This window comes from Paenibacillus spiritus (assembly GCF_008710135.1).
Lineage (GTDB): Bacteria > Bacillota > Bacilli > Paenibacillales > Paenibacillaceae > Paenibacillus_AQ > Paenibacillus_AQ glufosinatiresistens.
In genome coordinates this window covers 116,030-130,524 of the sequence record NZ_VYKK01000030.1, presented here as the reverse complement: position 1 = coordinate 130,524, position 14,495 = coordinate 116,030, and the positions used below count along the sequence as shown (strand labels likewise).

Annotated in this window: 18 protein-coding genes; 15 read left to right on the top strand and 3 right to left on the bottom strand. The window is 58.8% G+C overall.

Annotation, left to right across the window (positions count from 1 at the left end; genetic code table 11):
* Positions 1–101: 101 nt before the first annotated feature.
* The 6 genes from F4V43_RS18250 (at position 102) to F4V43_RS18225 (ending at position 4,261) form a co-directional block, all read left to right on the top strand.
* On the top strand, positions 102–923 hold the full coding sequence (locus F4V43_RS18250; RefSeq protein WP_150459696.1) for a zinc ribbon domain-containing protein: 822 nt from the start codon (positions 102–104) through the stop codon (positions 921–923).
* Entirely contained in the window at positions 924–1,724 is an 801-nt protein-coding gene (locus tag F4V43_RS18245) for a TrmB family transcriptional regulator (protein ID WP_150459695.1), read from the top strand.
* A 46-nt stretch (positions 1,725–1,770) separates the two neighbouring features.
* Positions 1,771–2,076, top strand: a complete 306-nt coding sequence (locus F4V43_RS18240) for a hypothetical protein (RefSeq protein ID WP_150459694.1) — start codon at positions 1,771–1,773, stop codon at positions 2,074–2,076.
* Positions 2,077–2,113: 37 nt separating this feature from the next.
* The gene (locus tag F4V43_RS18235) at positions 2,114–2,692 is read left to right on the top strand and encodes a xanthine phosphoribosyltransferase (protein ID WP_150459693.1); all 579 of its coding nucleotides are present in this window, start codon (positions 2,114–2,116) and stop codon (positions 2,690–2,692) included.
* Positions 2,693–2,904: 212 nt separating this feature from the next.
* On the top strand, positions 2,905–4,056 hold the full coding sequence (locus F4V43_RS18230; protein WP_150459692.1) for a DUF4062 domain-containing protein: 1,152 nt from the start codon (positions 2,905–2,907) through the stop codon (positions 4,054–4,056).
* A 1-nt stretch (position 4,057) separates the two neighbouring features.
* Positions 4,058–4,261 (top strand): hypothetical protein, encoded by a 204-nt coding sequence (locus F4V43_RS18225; protein WP_150459691.1) that lies wholly within the window; start codon positions 4,058–4,060, stop codon positions 4,259–4,261.
* 158 nt (positions 4,262–4,419) lie between these two features.
* Here the strand turns inward: F4V43_RS18225 and F4V43_RS18220 are convergent, their stop codons facing one another.
* Entirely contained in the window at positions 4,420–5,418 is a 999-nt protein-coding gene (locus F4V43_RS18220) for a diacylglycerol/lipid kinase family protein (RefSeq protein WP_223879957.1), read from the bottom strand.
* Between the two features lie 507 nt (positions 5,419–5,925).
* Between F4V43_RS18220 and F4V43_RS18215 the strand changes: the two genes are divergently transcribed.
* Positions 5,926–6,351: a hypothetical protein gene (locus F4V43_RS18215; RefSeq protein WP_150459690.1), complete on the top strand. Its 426-nt coding sequence runs from the start codon at positions 5,926–5,928 to the stop codon at positions 6,349–6,351.
* Positions 6,352–6,457: 106 nt separating this feature from the next.
* Here the strand turns inward: F4V43_RS18215 and F4V43_RS18210 are convergent, their stop codons facing one another.
* Positions 6,458–6,796 (bottom strand): DUF4870 domain-containing protein, encoded by a 339-nt coding sequence (locus F4V43_RS18210; protein ID WP_150459689.1) that lies wholly within the window; start codon positions 6,794–6,796, stop codon positions 6,458–6,460.
* An 87-nt stretch (positions 6,797–6,883) separates the two neighbouring features.
* Positions 6,884–7,918: a serine hydrolase domain-containing protein gene (locus F4V43_RS18205; RefSeq protein ID WP_150459688.1), complete on the bottom strand. Its 1,035-nt coding sequence runs from the start codon at positions 7,916–7,918 to the stop codon at positions 6,884–6,886.
* A 513-nt stretch (positions 7,919–8,431) separates the two neighbouring features.
* Between F4V43_RS18205 and F4V43_RS18200 the strand changes: the two genes are divergently transcribed.
* The 8 genes from F4V43_RS18200 (at position 8,432) to F4V43_RS18165 (ending at position 14,395) form a co-directional block, all read left to right on the top strand.
* Complete coding sequence (locus F4V43_RS18200) at positions 8,432–8,620, top strand: hypothetical protein (RefSeq protein WP_150459687.1); 189 nt, start codon at positions 8,432–8,434, stop codon at positions 8,618–8,620.
* Between the two features lie 207 nt (positions 8,621–8,827).
* Positions 8,828–9,292, top strand: coding sequence for a DUF420 domain-containing protein (locus tag F4V43_RS18195; RefSeq protein WP_150459686.1), 465 nt, complete (start codon positions 8,828–8,830; stop codon positions 9,290–9,292).
* A gap of 266 nt (positions 9,293–9,558) precedes the next feature.
* On the top strand, positions 9,559–9,876 hold the full coding sequence (locus F4V43_RS18190; RefSeq protein WP_150459685.1) for a KGG domain-containing protein: 318 nt from the start codon (positions 9,559–9,561) through the stop codon (positions 9,874–9,876).
* Between the two features lie 242 nt (positions 9,877–10,118).
* Positions 10,119–10,847: a hypothetical protein gene (locus F4V43_RS18185; protein ID WP_150459684.1), complete on the top strand. Its 729-nt coding sequence runs from the start codon at positions 10,119–10,121 to the stop codon at positions 10,845–10,847.
* A gap of 24 nt (positions 10,848–10,871) precedes the next feature.
* Complete coding sequence (locus F4V43_RS18180) at positions 10,872–11,276, top strand: GntR family transcriptional regulator (RefSeq protein ID WP_150459683.1); 405 nt, start codon at positions 10,872–10,874, stop codon at positions 11,274–11,276.
* Positions 11,273–12,205 carry an ATP-binding cassette domain-containing protein gene (locus tag F4V43_RS18175; protein ID WP_150459682.1) on the top strand — a complete coding sequence of 311 codons (933 nt, stop codon included), beginning with the start codon at positions 11,273–11,275 and terminating at the stop codon, positions 12,203–12,205. Before F4V43_RS18180 ends, F4V43_RS18175 begins: the two co-directional genes overlap by 4 nt.
* On the top strand, positions 12,205–13,107 hold the full coding sequence (locus F4V43_RS18170; protein WP_150459681.1) for an ABC transporter ATP-binding protein: 903 nt from the start codon (positions 12,205–12,207) through the stop codon (positions 13,105–13,107). The genes F4V43_RS18175 and F4V43_RS18170 overlap by 1 nt, the downstream gene beginning before the upstream one ends.
* Entirely contained in the window at positions 13,100–14,395 is a 1,296-nt protein-coding gene (locus F4V43_RS18165; protein WP_150459680.1) for an ABC transporter permease, read from the top strand. Before F4V43_RS18170 ends, F4V43_RS18165 begins: the two co-directional genes overlap by 8 nt.
* Positions 14,396–14,495 lie beyond the last annotated feature (100 nt).

Genomic DNA, 14,495 nt, shown 5'->3' with positions numbered 1-14,495 from the left:
TCTGCAAAAAATAGCCTGATTCGCTCCGATAATGAATCTGCCCGTCAGTTTTGGTATGATAGAGTCAAGTTTGGCTCATTGGGGAGAAGGAGGAACGGACAATGAATCTATTGCAGCGCTTAAAGGACGGAGCCAACCGGGTAAGCGAGAAAGCAACGAACTCCGTCGAGATCGGCAAGCTGAACAGCCGGATCGCCGAGATCGAACGAGAGATGGATATGGAATTTTTGCGGATGGGGCGGATATTCTATGAAGGGTACCGCGGCCGCGATCTGACGCTGGCGGAGGGCCGGATGACCGAACTGGCCCGGACGTGCTCCAAGCATCAGGAGAAGATCGACGATCTGCGCGTGCGGATTGCGGAATTGAAGAATGAACGGCTTTGCGCCTGCGGATATGTGGCTTCCATGGACGCCCGTTTCTGTCCGCAGTGCGGACGCAAGCTGGAGAGCGCGGCCCCTGCGCCGGCTCCCGAAGCGCCGGAGTATCCGGCGGGAGGGGGCTCCGCTGCGGCCGGGCGGGATGCGGCTGTAATTCCCGAAGAGGGACGCGTGCTGCATGCCGACGATCTGCCCGTTATCCGCAAGGAGGCGCCGGCCCCGCAGGAACGGGGGACGGACGACTACGGGGACGAGGCATACGGCGATGAGGCTTACGGCGAACAGCCGGACTTCGAGGATTACGCCCTGCATGAGGGCGGCGACGAGCGGGAGCGCCGGCTGGCCGAGGAACTGGAGCGCGAGCGGGAGCGCCAACTGGAACTGGACCGCCGTATCCGCGAATGGAAGAGCGGCGGCGGCTACACGGAAGCGGACGATGACGGAGAGCCGGCGGGCCGGGATATGGTGAAATGCCAGATCTGCCGCGCCGACCTTCCCAAAGGCTCCATGTGGTGCCCGCGCTGCGGCTCGGAGCAGATCTAGATGGATCAATTGTTGCAGCACTTGCGCAGTCTCGGCTTCACGGAGATGGAATCGAAAATCATGGTCGAGCTGGCGGCCATCGGCCCTTCTTCGGGCTATGAAGTCGCCAAGCGGCTCGGCCTGTCGCGCTCGAACGTCTATGCGGCCCTGCAGCGTCTGACCCAGCAGGGATATCTCCGCTGCGGAGACGGGGAGCCGTCCCGCTACAGCGTGCTGGAGCCCGGCGAGCTGTCGCGCATGATCTCCGGACGGGTGGAAGCGTCGCTGCGTTACGTGGAGAGCGAGATGCCGCGCGGCGGTCCCGACGCCCGCACGTTCTACAACGTAGAAGGCGAGCGGAATGTGCTGGATACGCTGGTCCGCCGTCTGGACGGCGCTGTGCAGGAAATCGTGGTCGATGTATGGCGCGAGGAAGCTGCGCTGCTGCGGGGCGAGCTGGAACGCGCGGAAGAGCGCGGCGTCCGGCTGCTGTGGGCGATCGGCGGCGAAGCCGCAGCGCCCGCCGCCCTTCCCGTCTGGCCGCCTCTTGGCGGCGGGTATGGAGCGGAGGGAGCCGGCCCCGGACGGCGCTTCTCGTTCGTCATCGACCGGAGCTGGTGCATGCTCGGCATGCGCCAGGAAGACGGTTCGGCCCAGGCGGTGGTCACCGAGCACCGCGTGCTCGTGGAGCTGCTGCTGAGCCACTTCATGCAGGAATTGGTCCTGTTCGGATTGCAGCAGGATATGGGGGCGGAGCTTGAAGAGCGTTACGGCCCCAGGTACCGGAGCATCGCCGAGCCTTATATCGGCGGAGATCAATAGCGGCGCGTCCAAGGCCGCCATCACGAGGGCGGGAGGTGAGACAGAGATGGAATGTATCGTTCATTTTGAAGTCATGCATCCGGAAGGCCCGAAACCGCTTCGCGGTCTGATCTATCTGGGCGAGGGCGAGGCGCCTCAGGAGCAGCAGCTGATCGACATGTTCAAGGACATGAAGTTCGACGTGAGGCTGGCGGATCGCGAGCGTCTGATCTTCGAGCCGGTCAGCCCGAACGCCGGGTATTCGCAGATCCGGATAACGGATCTGGATACCGGCAAGCCGGATTCCGGGGAAGACCAGGAACTGAAACAGATTATCGGCCAGCTGCTGCCGAAGCGTCCGACCGGACTCTAGCGCGGCAGCCGGGCGCAACAAGAAGGAGGCGCTGCACATGCGGCTGCTGCGGGACAAGGTGATCCAGGAAGGTATTGTGCTGCCTTCGGGCGTGCTGAAGGTGGATTCCTTTCTGAACCACCAAATGGACCCGGTGCTGATGCGCGAGGTCGGGCGGGAATTCAGCCGCCGCTTCGAGGGGGAAGGGATAACGAAGGTGCTGACGATCGAGTCGTCGGGCATCGCCCCCGGCATTATGACGGCGCTGGAGCTCGGGGTGCCGCTGATTTTTGCCCGCAAGCAGAAATCGCTGACGCTGACCGAAGATATCTACGTCGAGCAGGTCTATTCCTTCACGAAACGGGTGACCAGCGATATTACGGTATCCCGCAAGTTCATTGCACCGGGCGAACGGGTGCTGATTGTGGATGACTTCCTTGCGAACGGCGAGGCCGCCTTCGGCCTGGCCCGGATCGTCGAGCAGGCAGGCGCAAGCGTCGCAGGCATCGGCATCGTGATCGAAAAAGCGTTTCAGCCCGGCGGGAGCCGGCTGCAGGAAGCCGGGTACCGCGTGGATTCGCTGGTACGGATTGCTTCGCTTGCGGACGGCCAGATCGTCTTTGCGGACGAGTCTTAAGACAACAACCGCCCGCCAACCGCTGGCGGAACCGGCGGGACAGCCGCGCAGGGGACAGAGGGCTTCACGGCCCTCGTCCGCACAGCATGCGCGGCTGTTTGCGCTGCCCGGATTTCCGGAATTCCGGCATCCGGTCCTTCTAAAGAAGGCTGGAATATTATACAATTTATGGAGCAAGAGTTGGGGATTCCGGTTAAAGAGGGGAATGTCGGTTGCCAAAAACACGGATTTTTCTGAGCTCGGCTTCTCAGGCGTCCTTCGCGGGACTCAGAGCCGACAGCTTCGAGCGAATCAACGCGCTGGGCCATGAAGCCCTGATGTACGAGAAGAACTTCGGCGCCTGGCAGAACGGAGAGGATTCCATAACCAAATGTCTCCGGATGGTAACGGAATGCGACGTCTTTGTTCTGTTCGTCGGCTACTATGCCGGCTCGGTGACGGAACACGGGCGCTCGGTGACCCATCTGGAGTTCGAGCAGGCGCTGGAGGACGGCAAGCCGATCCTGGTATTCGTCGAAGTGGACGTCAAGTCGGAGTATCTGCGGACCGTCAAATCGATCCTGTCCGGATATATCCGGGAATGCCGGGACCGGGGAGCGGGCCGGCCGTCTCCGCAGGACATGATCGCGAATCTGAAGCTTCATCAGGACCGGATCGGCCCATCGCTCAGCCATGTGGAACCCTACGTCTGGGTCTTCCTGCATGAAATCATGAACGAAGAGAAGATCTTCGTCGAGAATCTGACGCCCGGCGTGCAGATTCCGTGGGATTCGCTGCTGAGCGATATGTTTCGCAACGGCGTAGAGATGTTAAGAAACAAGAAGGATATTGAAACGAGTCTGGCCCAGACCCGAGAGCTGAGGCATTACAAAGGCTTCACCTCCCGCATCCTTCCTTATCTGAAGCTCGACCGGTCCGGGAACCTGAAGGCGCTGCTGGGCGAATTGAAGCGGTCCGCCCGGGGCAACCTGATTGTGAATGATTTCGGCTATGTCAAGCGCGAGATCGGACGCTTCCGCGACTGTACCGCCGTCACGGTGTACCGGTACGCAGACGGCCGGATGGCCTTCGTAGAATCGGCCGGGGAAGCGACCTCCAAGGATTACGAGCTGACCGATGAGTCTTCCTATGTCGTGCTGACCCAGAAGCACGGGTATGACAGCATCTTTTTCCGGGAGGACAACAACTGTCTCTATGTCTGCCTCAAAGGCGGCGGCTTTGTCCTGACGTTCCATTTCCCCTGCGGAGAAGGCTGGAATACCGAATTCTATGTGGACTACCGCAAAAACGTGGAAGATGGTATGATGAATACAAACAGCGAGTTGTTTGAACTCGCGATCTCGGTCCTGGAAGGGGTGATCTAGGGTGGCAGCCAAGGTGTTTGTGTCCATTGACGGAGATGTGAAGGAAGCGGTCAAAGGCGCGAGGTATCCGAAGAATGCCCTGGTCTTCTCGCCGATCGAACGCCCTTCGGGAGATTACCAGCGCAAGAAAGAGCTCGCTTACGAGGAGACTTCGGCTTCGATCGAGAAGATGATGGAGAAGCTGAACCGAAGAGCGTTGTCCTGATTGCAGATTAATTATGAATCATGAACAAGCGAAGAGACCCGCCGGCGGAAGCCGGCGGGTTATTTTGATGTGCGCAGAACCGGCGATGGGGGCCGGGACGGGAAACGCGCGCAAGGCGCTTCCTCCTGTGCCGACATTCTCCTAAGCCGGGACTCCCTCTAGCCGGCAGGCTGGCGCAGAAGCTTCTCCGAGCCCGGCGCGCGGGGGCTGTCCGCTGCGGACGCGGCCCGCGCCGCGGGCGGCGACAGCACCCGCAGCGCCCCGGGCTCGCAGCGTACGGCGAGGGGCCCTGCGGGCAGCGGCTCCCCGTCGCCGATGGCGGGCATCGGCCGCTCGAAGGCGATCTCCGCCTCGGCGCCGCGGAGCATGGTTACATACGGCAGCTTCACATGGCTGCCGCGGAGCAGCGTCGGGAACAGCCGGAGCAGCTTCCAGCGGCCGATCCCGTGCACGACGCAGACGTCGAGCAGGCCGTCGGCGCTGTCGGCCTGCGGCGCAATCCGCAGGCCCCCGCCGTAGGACGGCAGGTTGCAGACCGAGGCGAGCCAGACGTCCTCGAAGAACCGTTCTTCGCCGCCGCAGACGACGCGGGCCCGGCACGGCTTGAAGGTCGCGAGCGTATGCAGCACGCCGATGAGATAGGCCAGCCGTCCGGCGCGCAGGGCGTTGCAGACGGCCTTGTAGCGGCTGCGGTTGACGTTCACTGCGACCTGCGCGTCGAAGCCGCTGGCGACCGCCGTCACGGTGTTCCGGCTGCCGGCGCGAAGCATGTCGGCCGGAGCCGCGCATCCGGCCAGCGCGGCTTCCAGCGCCTTCGGCGCGTCCAGCGGCACGCCGAAGCCGCGGGCCGTGTCGTTCCCGGAGCCGGCGGGAACGATCCCCAGCGGCACGCCGTGCGCCGCGATAGCGCCGAGCGCGCTGTGCAGCGTGCCATCGCCGCCGATGACGACGGCGGCGGTCCAGGCGCCGGCGCGGCGGCCCAGCGCCCGGGCGATCTCGGCGCCGGCGGTCTCCGCGCTGCCTGTAAGCAGCGCTTCGTAGGAGACGCTGCGCTCCCGCAGCGTCTCCTGGGCCGCCTGCCATACCTTGGCGGCCGCCCCGCCGCCCGCGCGGGGATTTATGATGAACAAATACATGGAAGCGCTCCAATCATGCATGATTATTTGGATACGTTTTGTATATCTCTTAGAAAAATTGATTTTTTTGGAAGTATTTCCTTTGGATCTTGGAGAAATTTATTGAAAAATGTAGAAAGAGGGGGAACTATCGAACCATCCATCCGCTAAACCTATTATACACTCGCGGAGATATATTGGTAATGTACAGGACCGCTACACAAGGCCAAAAGGCAGAGTACAGTTCTGTAGCGACTTCGATTTGTGTAGTAGAGGAAGTTAGAAGCCAGAACGAATTTGCTGACTTTAACAGTTTTTATGCTTATGCCAGCACGTACAGCGTATTTGATAAAGAAGATTTACGATATTGGTATGATCAAGGCAAATGTTATACTATAAAAATGACATACAATGCAGCCCTTAGTAAAAGGCTGATCAGAAAAAAACTGATTGAGGAGATAGGGATAGATTAAGGACGTAAATTAAGATGGTCTTTTCTCCCACTGACAGATAATCAATTAGATCAAATACTTAAAGAAGGTGGAGTGAGTGAAAGTATTGCTATCGATTAAGCCTGAGTTTGTTGCCAAAATATTCAGCGAAGAAAAGAAATACGAATACCGCAAGACAATTTTCAAAAAAGAGGTTGATAAGGTTGTAATTTATTCGACAATGCCCGAAGGGAGAATAGTAGGAGAATTTAGCATAGAAGCTATTTTAAATGGTGAGCCAGACTCCATTTGGAGAAAGACGAATCATTTCTCAGGGATTACACACAGCTTTTATAAGAAATATTTCAACCGCAGAGATAAAGCGTATGCAATTAAAATTGGAGAAATTGAACGTTACAGCGAGCCTATAGATCCCAAAGCCTTCGATTTTCCGTTTACACCGCCCCAATCCTTCTTTTATGTCGATGATAATTACAGGCCTATATCGCAAAAGAATGAACAATTTGAACCCCTGCTATTTTAACAACAGCACTCTGGGTACAAGATGGAACTGTTGGCAAGAGAGACGCATACCGGTTAGGACTGGGTATGCGTCTCTCTTGCCTTTACTTTTCCAATAAATCTCTCCTCTACAACCCCCGCATCAGCCGATCCGCCAGCGGCCCCGCCCAGGGGAGCTGGTACCAGTGGCCGCGCAGGCTGTGGAAGATCATGAAGAGCCACAGCCCCAGGCCCAGCAGCGAGAGCAGGGCGGCAATCGGCGGGCCGAGGATCGGGATGAAGCCAGCGACGATATGTCCGGCCATGAGCGCGCCGAAGGCAAGCAGCGATTGCAGGGCGTGGAACAGAACGAAGCGGCTGCGTTTCTCAAGGGCAAGGAAGACGACGGAACCGGCAAACGGAATCGCATAGCACAGGGCCGCCGCGGCGAAATCCGGGAGGCCGGTGGAGGATCGGAAGGGGGACAAGGCGTTCACGCTCCTTGGTTGGTCTGTCTGCATATGCTCAGACTATGCGGGAGCGGGACAACTTATGCCGGCGGGCAGGGACGGGTTCTAGGAACGGCTGGCGGCGCCGGTCATCGCCGGGATCAAATGCTGCTCCACAAGCTTGCGCGGATGCTTCCAGTGGCCGGTGCGGCTCTCCGCAGTGAACACGATGACCGCATCCAGGCGGGGAAGCAGCAGAATCTGCTGTCCGCCGTGTCCGTGCGCCAGAGTGAACGGCTGACCGGACATGACGCCTGTCCAGAACTGGTAGCCGTAGTCGCCGTAGGCGGGATAGCCGGAGGTCTGGGCGGACAGCGCATCCTTCAGCCATTCGGCGGGCACAATCTGCTTCTGCCCGTACCGGCCGTCCTCCAGCAGGCAGATGCCGAGCTTGATGAGATCGCGCGAGGTCAGGTGCAGCCCGATATGGCCCATGCTGTGCCCCTCGGGGCTGGCGTTCCAGGCCGCGTGTTCAATGCCGAGCGGACCGAACAGATGCTCCCTGGCATAGCTGAAGGCGTCCAGCCCCGTGCATTCGGTCAGCGCCATGGAGAGAAGATGCGAGTCGGTGCTGCGGTACTGGAACGTTCCGATCTGCTCGCGGATAATGGGCAGGCTCATGGCAAAAGAGGCCCACCGCCGGGCGCGGTGGAACTTCGCGATGAGCGGCTCGCCGAGCCGCTTGCCGGTCTGCCAGCTGAAGCCCGCTGTCATGGTGAGCAGATGCCGGAGCGTAATCTCCGGCAGCTCTTCCGAGTGAAGGTAAGGCACATGGCGGCGGAGAATTCCGGCAGCGGGCGTTTCAATGCCGGGCAGGTCTCCCCGGCCGGCGGCGATTCCCACAAGCAGCGAAGTGACGCTCTTGGTGGCCGAGCGGAGATCGTTCAGCCGGGCCGGCGCGCCTTCGCCGTAATAGCGCTCGAAGATGAGGCGGCCTCCGCGTGCAACGAGCATGCTGTGCATTTTGCCGTACTCGCGCAGTACGGTGCGGTGCGCTTCCTCAAGCGGGTCCGGCGCGGTGCCGGTATCCTCGGGACGGGCAGCGGGCAGGAACGGGACGGCCCGCTGCGGAGACTGCAGAATGGGTACAGGTTGTTTCATGGAGCAGCTCCTCGCTAATGAAGGGATAAGGCGCAATGCCTGTCTATCCTTATTCTTACCCATTCTCGCATATAATCGTCTGGTCCCTGTACGAATGTTCGGGTTCCGGTATATAATAGAACAGGTATTCCCGTTTCCGGACAGGGAGAAATAAATTTTTTTGGCGGATGGTTGACAGGTAAGGTGGAACTTGGTCCGGAATATGTTACAATAAGGGGATAAGACCCGTACAATGATTCAGACCCCTGGGTTTCGGGTTATTATACGGTCAGGTGCGTAATTCGCCCCTGCATTTCTCAGACCCAAAATAGACGAACCTGCTTCACCGGCATGCTGGCCGGAGGCTCACGAGGGACTTCTTCGGAAGCCGCGCCGAGCCGAAGATGCGGCATGCGGCCCCAGGGCCGCGCAAGCCTGACGGCAGCCCGCATTTTCGAGAAGCAACGGCGGACTTTTCATCATGCATTCTCTACGACGGAGCATTCATTTCAATGTTTTGGGAGGGAACTGATCATGGCAAGCAAAGGTCACAATGAAGTCAAGGAAAGTCTGCGGGAGATGACACGGATTTTTCGGCCAAAGGACCCCAAGAAATTCGTCAAGGAATATGTCCGGAAATACCGGATTACGGGCGGCTATGAGGAAGAACTGACGATGGTGGTCGAGCATGAGCTCGGCAGAATGAATTCTTCCGTCTCCTGACCGAAGCGCATCTCGCGGCGCAGCAAGCGCGAACTTACATGATGAACTGGAATTCAACCGTACCGAAGCGGCAGGACCGCGGGTGCGGTTTTTTGTTGTTGGAGAACCGGACTTGGCTTTGTCCCGTATCAATGGTATAAACAAGAGAACGGGCAGACTGTGTAAACAGGAGCTGCCCGGTACAGGGAAGCTTCGAGGAGGATCGGAATGGACATATTCACCGTGTTTCCGACGATCAGCACATCCTTTATCGTAATCAGCGCGATACTGGTGGCGGTCGGCTGGCGACTCATTATTCAAGGCAAGCGCGAAGCGCACAAGAAGACTATGATCTGGGCCGCTGTGTTCGCGATTCTGTTCTTTCTGGTGTATGCGTCGCGGACGCTGTTTGTGGGCAACACCGACTGGAACGGCCCCCCGCATCTGTCGGGTCTGTACTACGTCTTCCTGATCTTTCATATTGTGTTGGCTTCGGTCGCCGCTGTCTTCGGGATTACGACGCTGGTGCTCGGCTTCCGGGAGAAGTATGCGAAGCATCGCAAATGGGGACGAGTAACGGCAGTCATTTGGTTCATTACGGCCATCACGGGAAGTACGGTCTATGTGCTGCTGTACCTGATGTATCCGGGCGGCCACACCAAGCCGGTATGGGAAATTATAATAGGAGCCTAAGCTCGCAAGTACAGGAACCGCCGGCCGTCAGGCCGGCGGTTCCGCTCGTTCCAAGGCTCTCTGCCAAAGGCGGCGTCCGGCAAAAAGAGACCTTCTTCCCAGATTGCCGTTCCGCCGGATGGGTATCACGAGGAGAGGCGGGAGTGAGGGCGGGACGAACTTCCCATTTGATGTGAAATCCGTTTGAATAACGGGCAGACGTTTAAATACAGAGTGTTGCCGCATGGCACACCCTACTACCACAAATTCAGAGGAGTGAGTTGGAAATGGCAAGAAACGATGAGAACAACAAGATGAGTCGCGAAGAAGCAGGTCGTCTGGGCGGAGAAGCTACATCCAAGAATCACGACAAAGAATTTTATCAAGAGATCGGTAAGAAGGGCGGAGAAGCAACCTCCGAGAATCATGACAAGGATTTCTATCAGGAAATCGGCAAAAAAGGCGGAGAAGCAACCTCCGACAGCCACGATAAAGAGTTCTATCAGGAAATCGGCCGCAAGGGCGGCGAAGCCCGCGGCAACGGCAATGAAGGCAACGGCAAGATGAGCCGCGAAGAAGCGGGCCGCAAAGGCGGACGCTCCTAATTGATCTCCCGATGATTCGGGTCCGGTCCCGGGAGCGGGTCTGCGCCAAGAACGCGCCGGTTCCGGAGGAGCCATAAATGAGGGAACGCCGGAGAACCCGGCCAGCCAAGAAGAGAAATCTTCGGACAGGCTGGCCGGGTTCTCTTTTTTTGCAGGAAAATATTGACGCCTATTTGCCGTGTGATTATACTGTGCATATAGATATATACAGTAAGCACACATGAGCGAGGTTGAAGAAATCAATGAGTACGATGAGAGAAGCCTGGTTTTTGCTTAAGAGCGAGATGATGGGTACCCGAATGCGGATCATCAAGGTCGTGGCGTTCTCCCTGGTGATGATGGGCTACTTCGGATTATTCACCGGAGTCATGCTGCAGGAGAGATTGAAGGACCAGGACCCGATGATTATTGCGGACTATCTGCTGTTGCTGACGGTGCCGATGTTGGGCTTTGTCTACTGCCGCCGGTCCCTGCGTTACTGGGGCAGCGATGTGTACACGAAGACGCTCTCCTATCTGCGTACGCTGCCGGTGCCGTCGAAGGCGGTTCTGTGCAAAAGACAGCTCCAGTCTCTGCTAGCCTTCTGCCTAAACGGCCTGATCTTCTTCGGCCTGCTGTATGCGCTCAGTCCCGATGCCCGGCATTCGCTGCCGCCGGCAGCCTATCTGGCCTTTGTGCTGGCCTGGATCGGCTACGGTCTGGTGATCACCTCGGTATTCATTCACTTCGAGATGGCTCACAGCGGCAGAATGTACTTTGTGGCCATGGTGGTGCTGGTGGCTCTGATTGCCGGGGTTGCCGGAGCGGTCGGCTTGTCCGGCGGGAATCTCCTGCTGTTCTCGGCCCGCTTATGCCGGGACCGGGGACTGGCTTCGCCGCTTCCGTGGGGCATGCTCTCAGCCGGAGCGGCCTCCCTGCTGCTGATGGGCCGGTGGACGCTGCAGCGGCTGAAGCGCCGGGACCTCGCTTGAGGCCGACAAGGAGGGTGGAACGATGTGATACCGATACAGATTGACGAGAACAGCGCGGAGCCGCTGTACCACCAGATCGAGAGTCAGCTGAGGTCACTGATTATCGGGGGCTCGATCACGGAAGGCACGATGCTTCCCTCCATCCGCGAAATGGCCGGAAATCTCAAATGCAGCGTGATTACGGTCAGACGGGTGTATCAGGACCTGGAGAACGAAGGGCTGCTTCGAACCCGGCAGGGAACCGGAACCTTTGTCACCCATGTCGGCACTGAAGCCCGTGAAGAATACCGCACCGAGACGGTCCGCAAGGCGCTGGAGACTGCGGTCGAGGCCGCGCGTTCGGTGCAGATGGGCGCTGAAGAAGTAGAGGATCTGTTCCGGCAGACGCTGGAACGGCAATACGGAATGGACGGGGGAGACCATTCATGACAACGAATGCGGTAGAGATGCGCGGGGTGATCAAGCGGCGGCGGGGCAAAACGATCGGTCCGGTGAACCTGGCCCTGCCGGAAGGCTTTATCGCCGCGCTTGTCGGCAAGAACGGATCCGGTAAATCCACGCTGCTGCGGCTGCTGTTGAAGCTGATTCAGCCGGATGAAGGGGAGATTCTGTGGTACGGCTCGCCGTCGTCCGGCGAGCTGCCGCTGGAGCTGCGGCGCCGGATCGCCTACGTTCCCGAGCTTCCCGGAGAGGAGGAAGGGGACCTGCTGCCGGCCGAGGCGGCCCGGTTCCGAAGCCATTGGTACCCGGACTGGGACAGCGCGCTGTTCACGGAGCTGATGGAGAAGTTCGAGGTTCCGGCCGCTACCCGGCTCGGAAAGATGTCGAAGGGCGAGCGGCGCAAATACGAACTGGCCGCAGCGCTGGCGTCGTCGCCCCGCCTGCTGCTGCTCGATGAGCCGTCTTCGGGACTGGACCCTTTCGCCTGGAAGACGATGATTGAAGCGCTTCAGGCCTATATCGAGCGCCGGAGAGCAACCATCCTGATCTCCACCCATCTGGTGGAGGAGGTCAGACGGCTTGCCGATTATATCGTGCCGATGGACGGCGGCCGCCTGCTCGGCATGGCTGAGAAGGATGCGCTCTTTGCAGCCTGGGCCCGGATATGGGTGCAGGCGGACGGCCCGGAGGAACTGGCGGAGCTTGAGGCGGAGCTGCCCGGGCTGATGGAGCCGCAGATGGAAGGCGAGGGGATGGCCTCTTTTGTCGCAGCAAATTCTTCCGAAATTCGGAAACGTCTGGACGAACTTGGCGTAAAGGTAAAGGGGAGCCGAAGTCTGGAACTGGAAGAAATTCTGGGCTTGTGGATCAAGGGACATGAACCGGCTGGCTTGAACTCAGGGGAGGGGTTATCGTAATGGAAGCGTTGAGGCTGGAACAAGTGGTGAAGCAGTATGGAGACAAGACCGCAGTAGACCATATTGACTTGAAGGTGGAACGCGGCGAGATTTACGGCCTGCTGGGGGCGAACGGGGCCGGCAAAACGACAACGATGCGCATGGTGCTCGGGCTGATCTATCCGGACAACGGCCGGATTCTGTACAACGGCAAGCCGTACGGCAACGAGCTTCGCCAGCTGATGGGCTATCTGCCGGAAGAGCGGGGGCTCTATCCCAAGGTGAAGATCAGCGACCAGATCATTTATCTGGCCCGGCTGCGCGGGATGTCGGCTTCCGAGGCCGACAAGAGTCTGAAGTATTGGCTGGAGCGGTTCGAGGTGCCGGAATATTACGGCAAGAAGATCGAGGAGCTGTCCAAGGGCAACCAGCAGAAGATGGGATTCATCGCCGCAGTGGTACATAAGCCGCAGATCCTGATTCTCGACGAAGCGTTCAGCGGGCTGGACCCGGTCAATGTTGAACTGCTGAAGGCAACGGTCAAGGAGCTGCGGGATCAGGGAACGAGCATTCTGTTCTCGACGCACCGCATGGAGCATGTCGAGGAACTGTGCCGCCACATTACGATTCTCGACCGCTCGAAGACGGTGGTGCAGGGGGATCTGCGGGATATCAAGAAGAGCTATCCCCGGAACGAAGTGCAGCTTCGGACGCGGACGGAGCTTACGGATCTCGAAGGCATCGCCGGCGTAACGGGAGTTGCCAAGTCGGAGCAGGGCTACTTCATCAAGATTGCCGAACCGGCGGCAGCCCAGCGCATTTTGCAGCTGGCGGCAGCCGGGACGGAAGTGGAGCATTTTGAAATCAAGGAACCGACGTTGAACCAAATCTTCATTGAAGCGGTAGGTGAATCCCATGAATAATATGTCCACGGTGATCGGCTTTACCTTTCTGAACAAGATTCGGACCAAGGCTTTCCTGGTGACGACGCTTATTATGGTGATCCTGATCAGCATCGGGATGAATATCCCCTATATGGTCAAGGTGTTCAGCGGCGACGACGATACGGCCGGCATTCATATTGCCGTTGTGACCGGCACGGAGCAGGCAACCCGCTCGGCCGATCTGCTGCGCGACTATGCCCAGCGTTCCGGAACCGAGAACGGCTTCGTCGTGGATTCCTACCCGTCGGAGAACGATGCGGCGCTCCGCAAGGCGATGGATAACGGTGATCTGGACGGCTACCTGACGCTGGAGCAGGGAACCGGCAAGGGACTGCCGCCGGTCACCTTCCACAGCAAGGACGGAAGCATGGGCCAGGATTTGCAGCTTAAGCTCCAGGCGGCGCTGCAGCAGGTCCAGGCGCAGCTCATTGCCGGAGACCGGCTGACCCAGCAGGAGATCACCGCCATGAATACGCCGGTGCAGCTTGGCGAGGCCAAGGTGACAGACGGCGGCGGAGACGGCGCAGCAGGCGGCGAAGAAGACTCGCCGGCAGTCGTCGACTATGTAATCGTGTACGCCTTGATGATGCTCTTCTTCATCACGCTGACCACCACCGGGAACATGGTGTCCTCCGAGGTTACCTCGGAGAAGAGCTCGCGCATTATGGAGATTCTGATTACCAGCACATCGCCCCTGGCCCAAATGTTCGGCAAGGTGCTCGGCATCTTCTTTATCGGGCTTCTGCAGATCGGGATTATAGCGGGTACGGTGGCGGTCAACCTGATGCTGCCGAATAATGCCGGCATCCTCGACGATTTCGATATTGATCTGGGGCAGATGAGCATCAGCCTGCTGGTCTACGGCCTGATCTTCTATATTCTGGGCTACTTCCTGTATGCGATGATCTATGCGGCGCTCGGCTCGATCGTCAGCCGGACCGAGGACCTGGGCCAGGCGATGCTGCCGGTCATGCTGCTCGGCTTCGTCAACCTGTACGTGCCGATGTTCAGCATCTCCGCTCCGAACACGCTGCTCGTCAAAATTGCCAGCTTCGTGCCGTTCACTTCTCCGCTCAGCATGCTGCTGCGGATCGGCGTCGGTGAAGTGGCGACCTGGGAGATTCTCGTCTCGCTTCTGATTCTCCTGGTTAGTAGCCTCGTGATGGGCTGGCTGGCTGCGAAGATTTACCGCACCGGCGTGCTCATGTACGGCAAGCGTCCGAGCTTCAAGGAGCTGCGCAAGGCGATGAAGGCGTACAAGATCTAGACCTGAATGTCCTCAAAGTAAATTTCATGCAACCAGTGAGGTCCCACCGGGCCTCACTGGTTTTTTGTGATTAATTGGAGAACGAGAAGTATTGCCTTGT

What these genes read in the sequence shown, in the direction of transcription:
- F4V43_RS18250 (WP_150459696.1), top strand. Translation starts at nt 102, where the DNA reads ATGAATCTATTGCAGCGCTTAAAGGACGGAGCCAACCGGGTAAGCGAG.
- F4V43_RS18245 (WP_150459695.1), top strand. Translation starts at nt 924, where the DNA reads ATGGATCAATTGTTGCAGCACTTGCGCAGTCTCGGCTTCACGGAGATG.
- F4V43_RS18240 (WP_150459694.1), top strand. Translation starts at nt 1,771, where the DNA reads ATGGAATGTATCGTTCATTTTGAAGTCATGCATCCGGAAGGCCCGAAA.
- F4V43_RS18235 (WP_150459693.1), top strand. Translation starts at nt 2,114, where the DNA reads ATGCGGCTGCTGCGGGACAAGGTGATCCAGGAAGGTATTGTGCTGCCT.
- F4V43_RS18220 (WP_223879957.1), bottom strand. Translation starts at nt 5,418, where the DNA reads ATGCATGATTGGAGCGCTTCCATGTATTTGTTCATCATAAATCCCCGC.
- F4V43_RS18205 (WP_150459688.1), bottom strand. Translation starts at nt 7,918, where the DNA reads ATGAAACAACCTGTACCCATTCTGCAGTCTCCGCAGCGGGCCGTCCCG.
- F4V43_RS18200 (WP_150459687.1), top strand. Translation starts at nt 8,432, where the DNA reads ATGGCAAGCAAAGGTCACAATGAAGTCAAGGAAAGTCTGCGGGAGATG.
- F4V43_RS18195 (WP_150459686.1), top strand. Translation starts at nt 8,828, where the DNA reads ATGGACATATTCACCGTGTTTCCGACGATCAGCACATCCTTTATCGTA.
- F4V43_RS18190 (WP_150459685.1), top strand. Translation starts at nt 9,559, where the DNA reads ATGGCAAGAAACGATGAGAACAACAAGATGAGTCGCGAAGAAGCAGGT.
- F4V43_RS18185 (WP_150459684.1), top strand. Translation starts at nt 10,119, where the DNA reads ATGAGTACGATGAGAGAAGCCTGGTTTTTGCTTAAGAGCGAGATGATG.
- F4V43_RS18175 (WP_150459682.1), top strand. Translation starts at nt 11,273, where the DNA reads ATGACAACGAATGCGGTAGAGATGCGCGGGGTGATCAAGCGGCGGCGG.
- F4V43_RS18170 (WP_150459681.1), top strand. Translation starts at nt 12,205, where the DNA reads ATGGAAGCGTTGAGGCTGGAACAAGTGGTGAAGCAGTATGGAGACAAG.
- F4V43_RS18165 (WP_150459680.1), top strand. Translation starts at nt 13,100, where the DNA reads ATGAATAATATGTCCACGGTGATCGGCTTTACCTTTCTGAACAAGATT.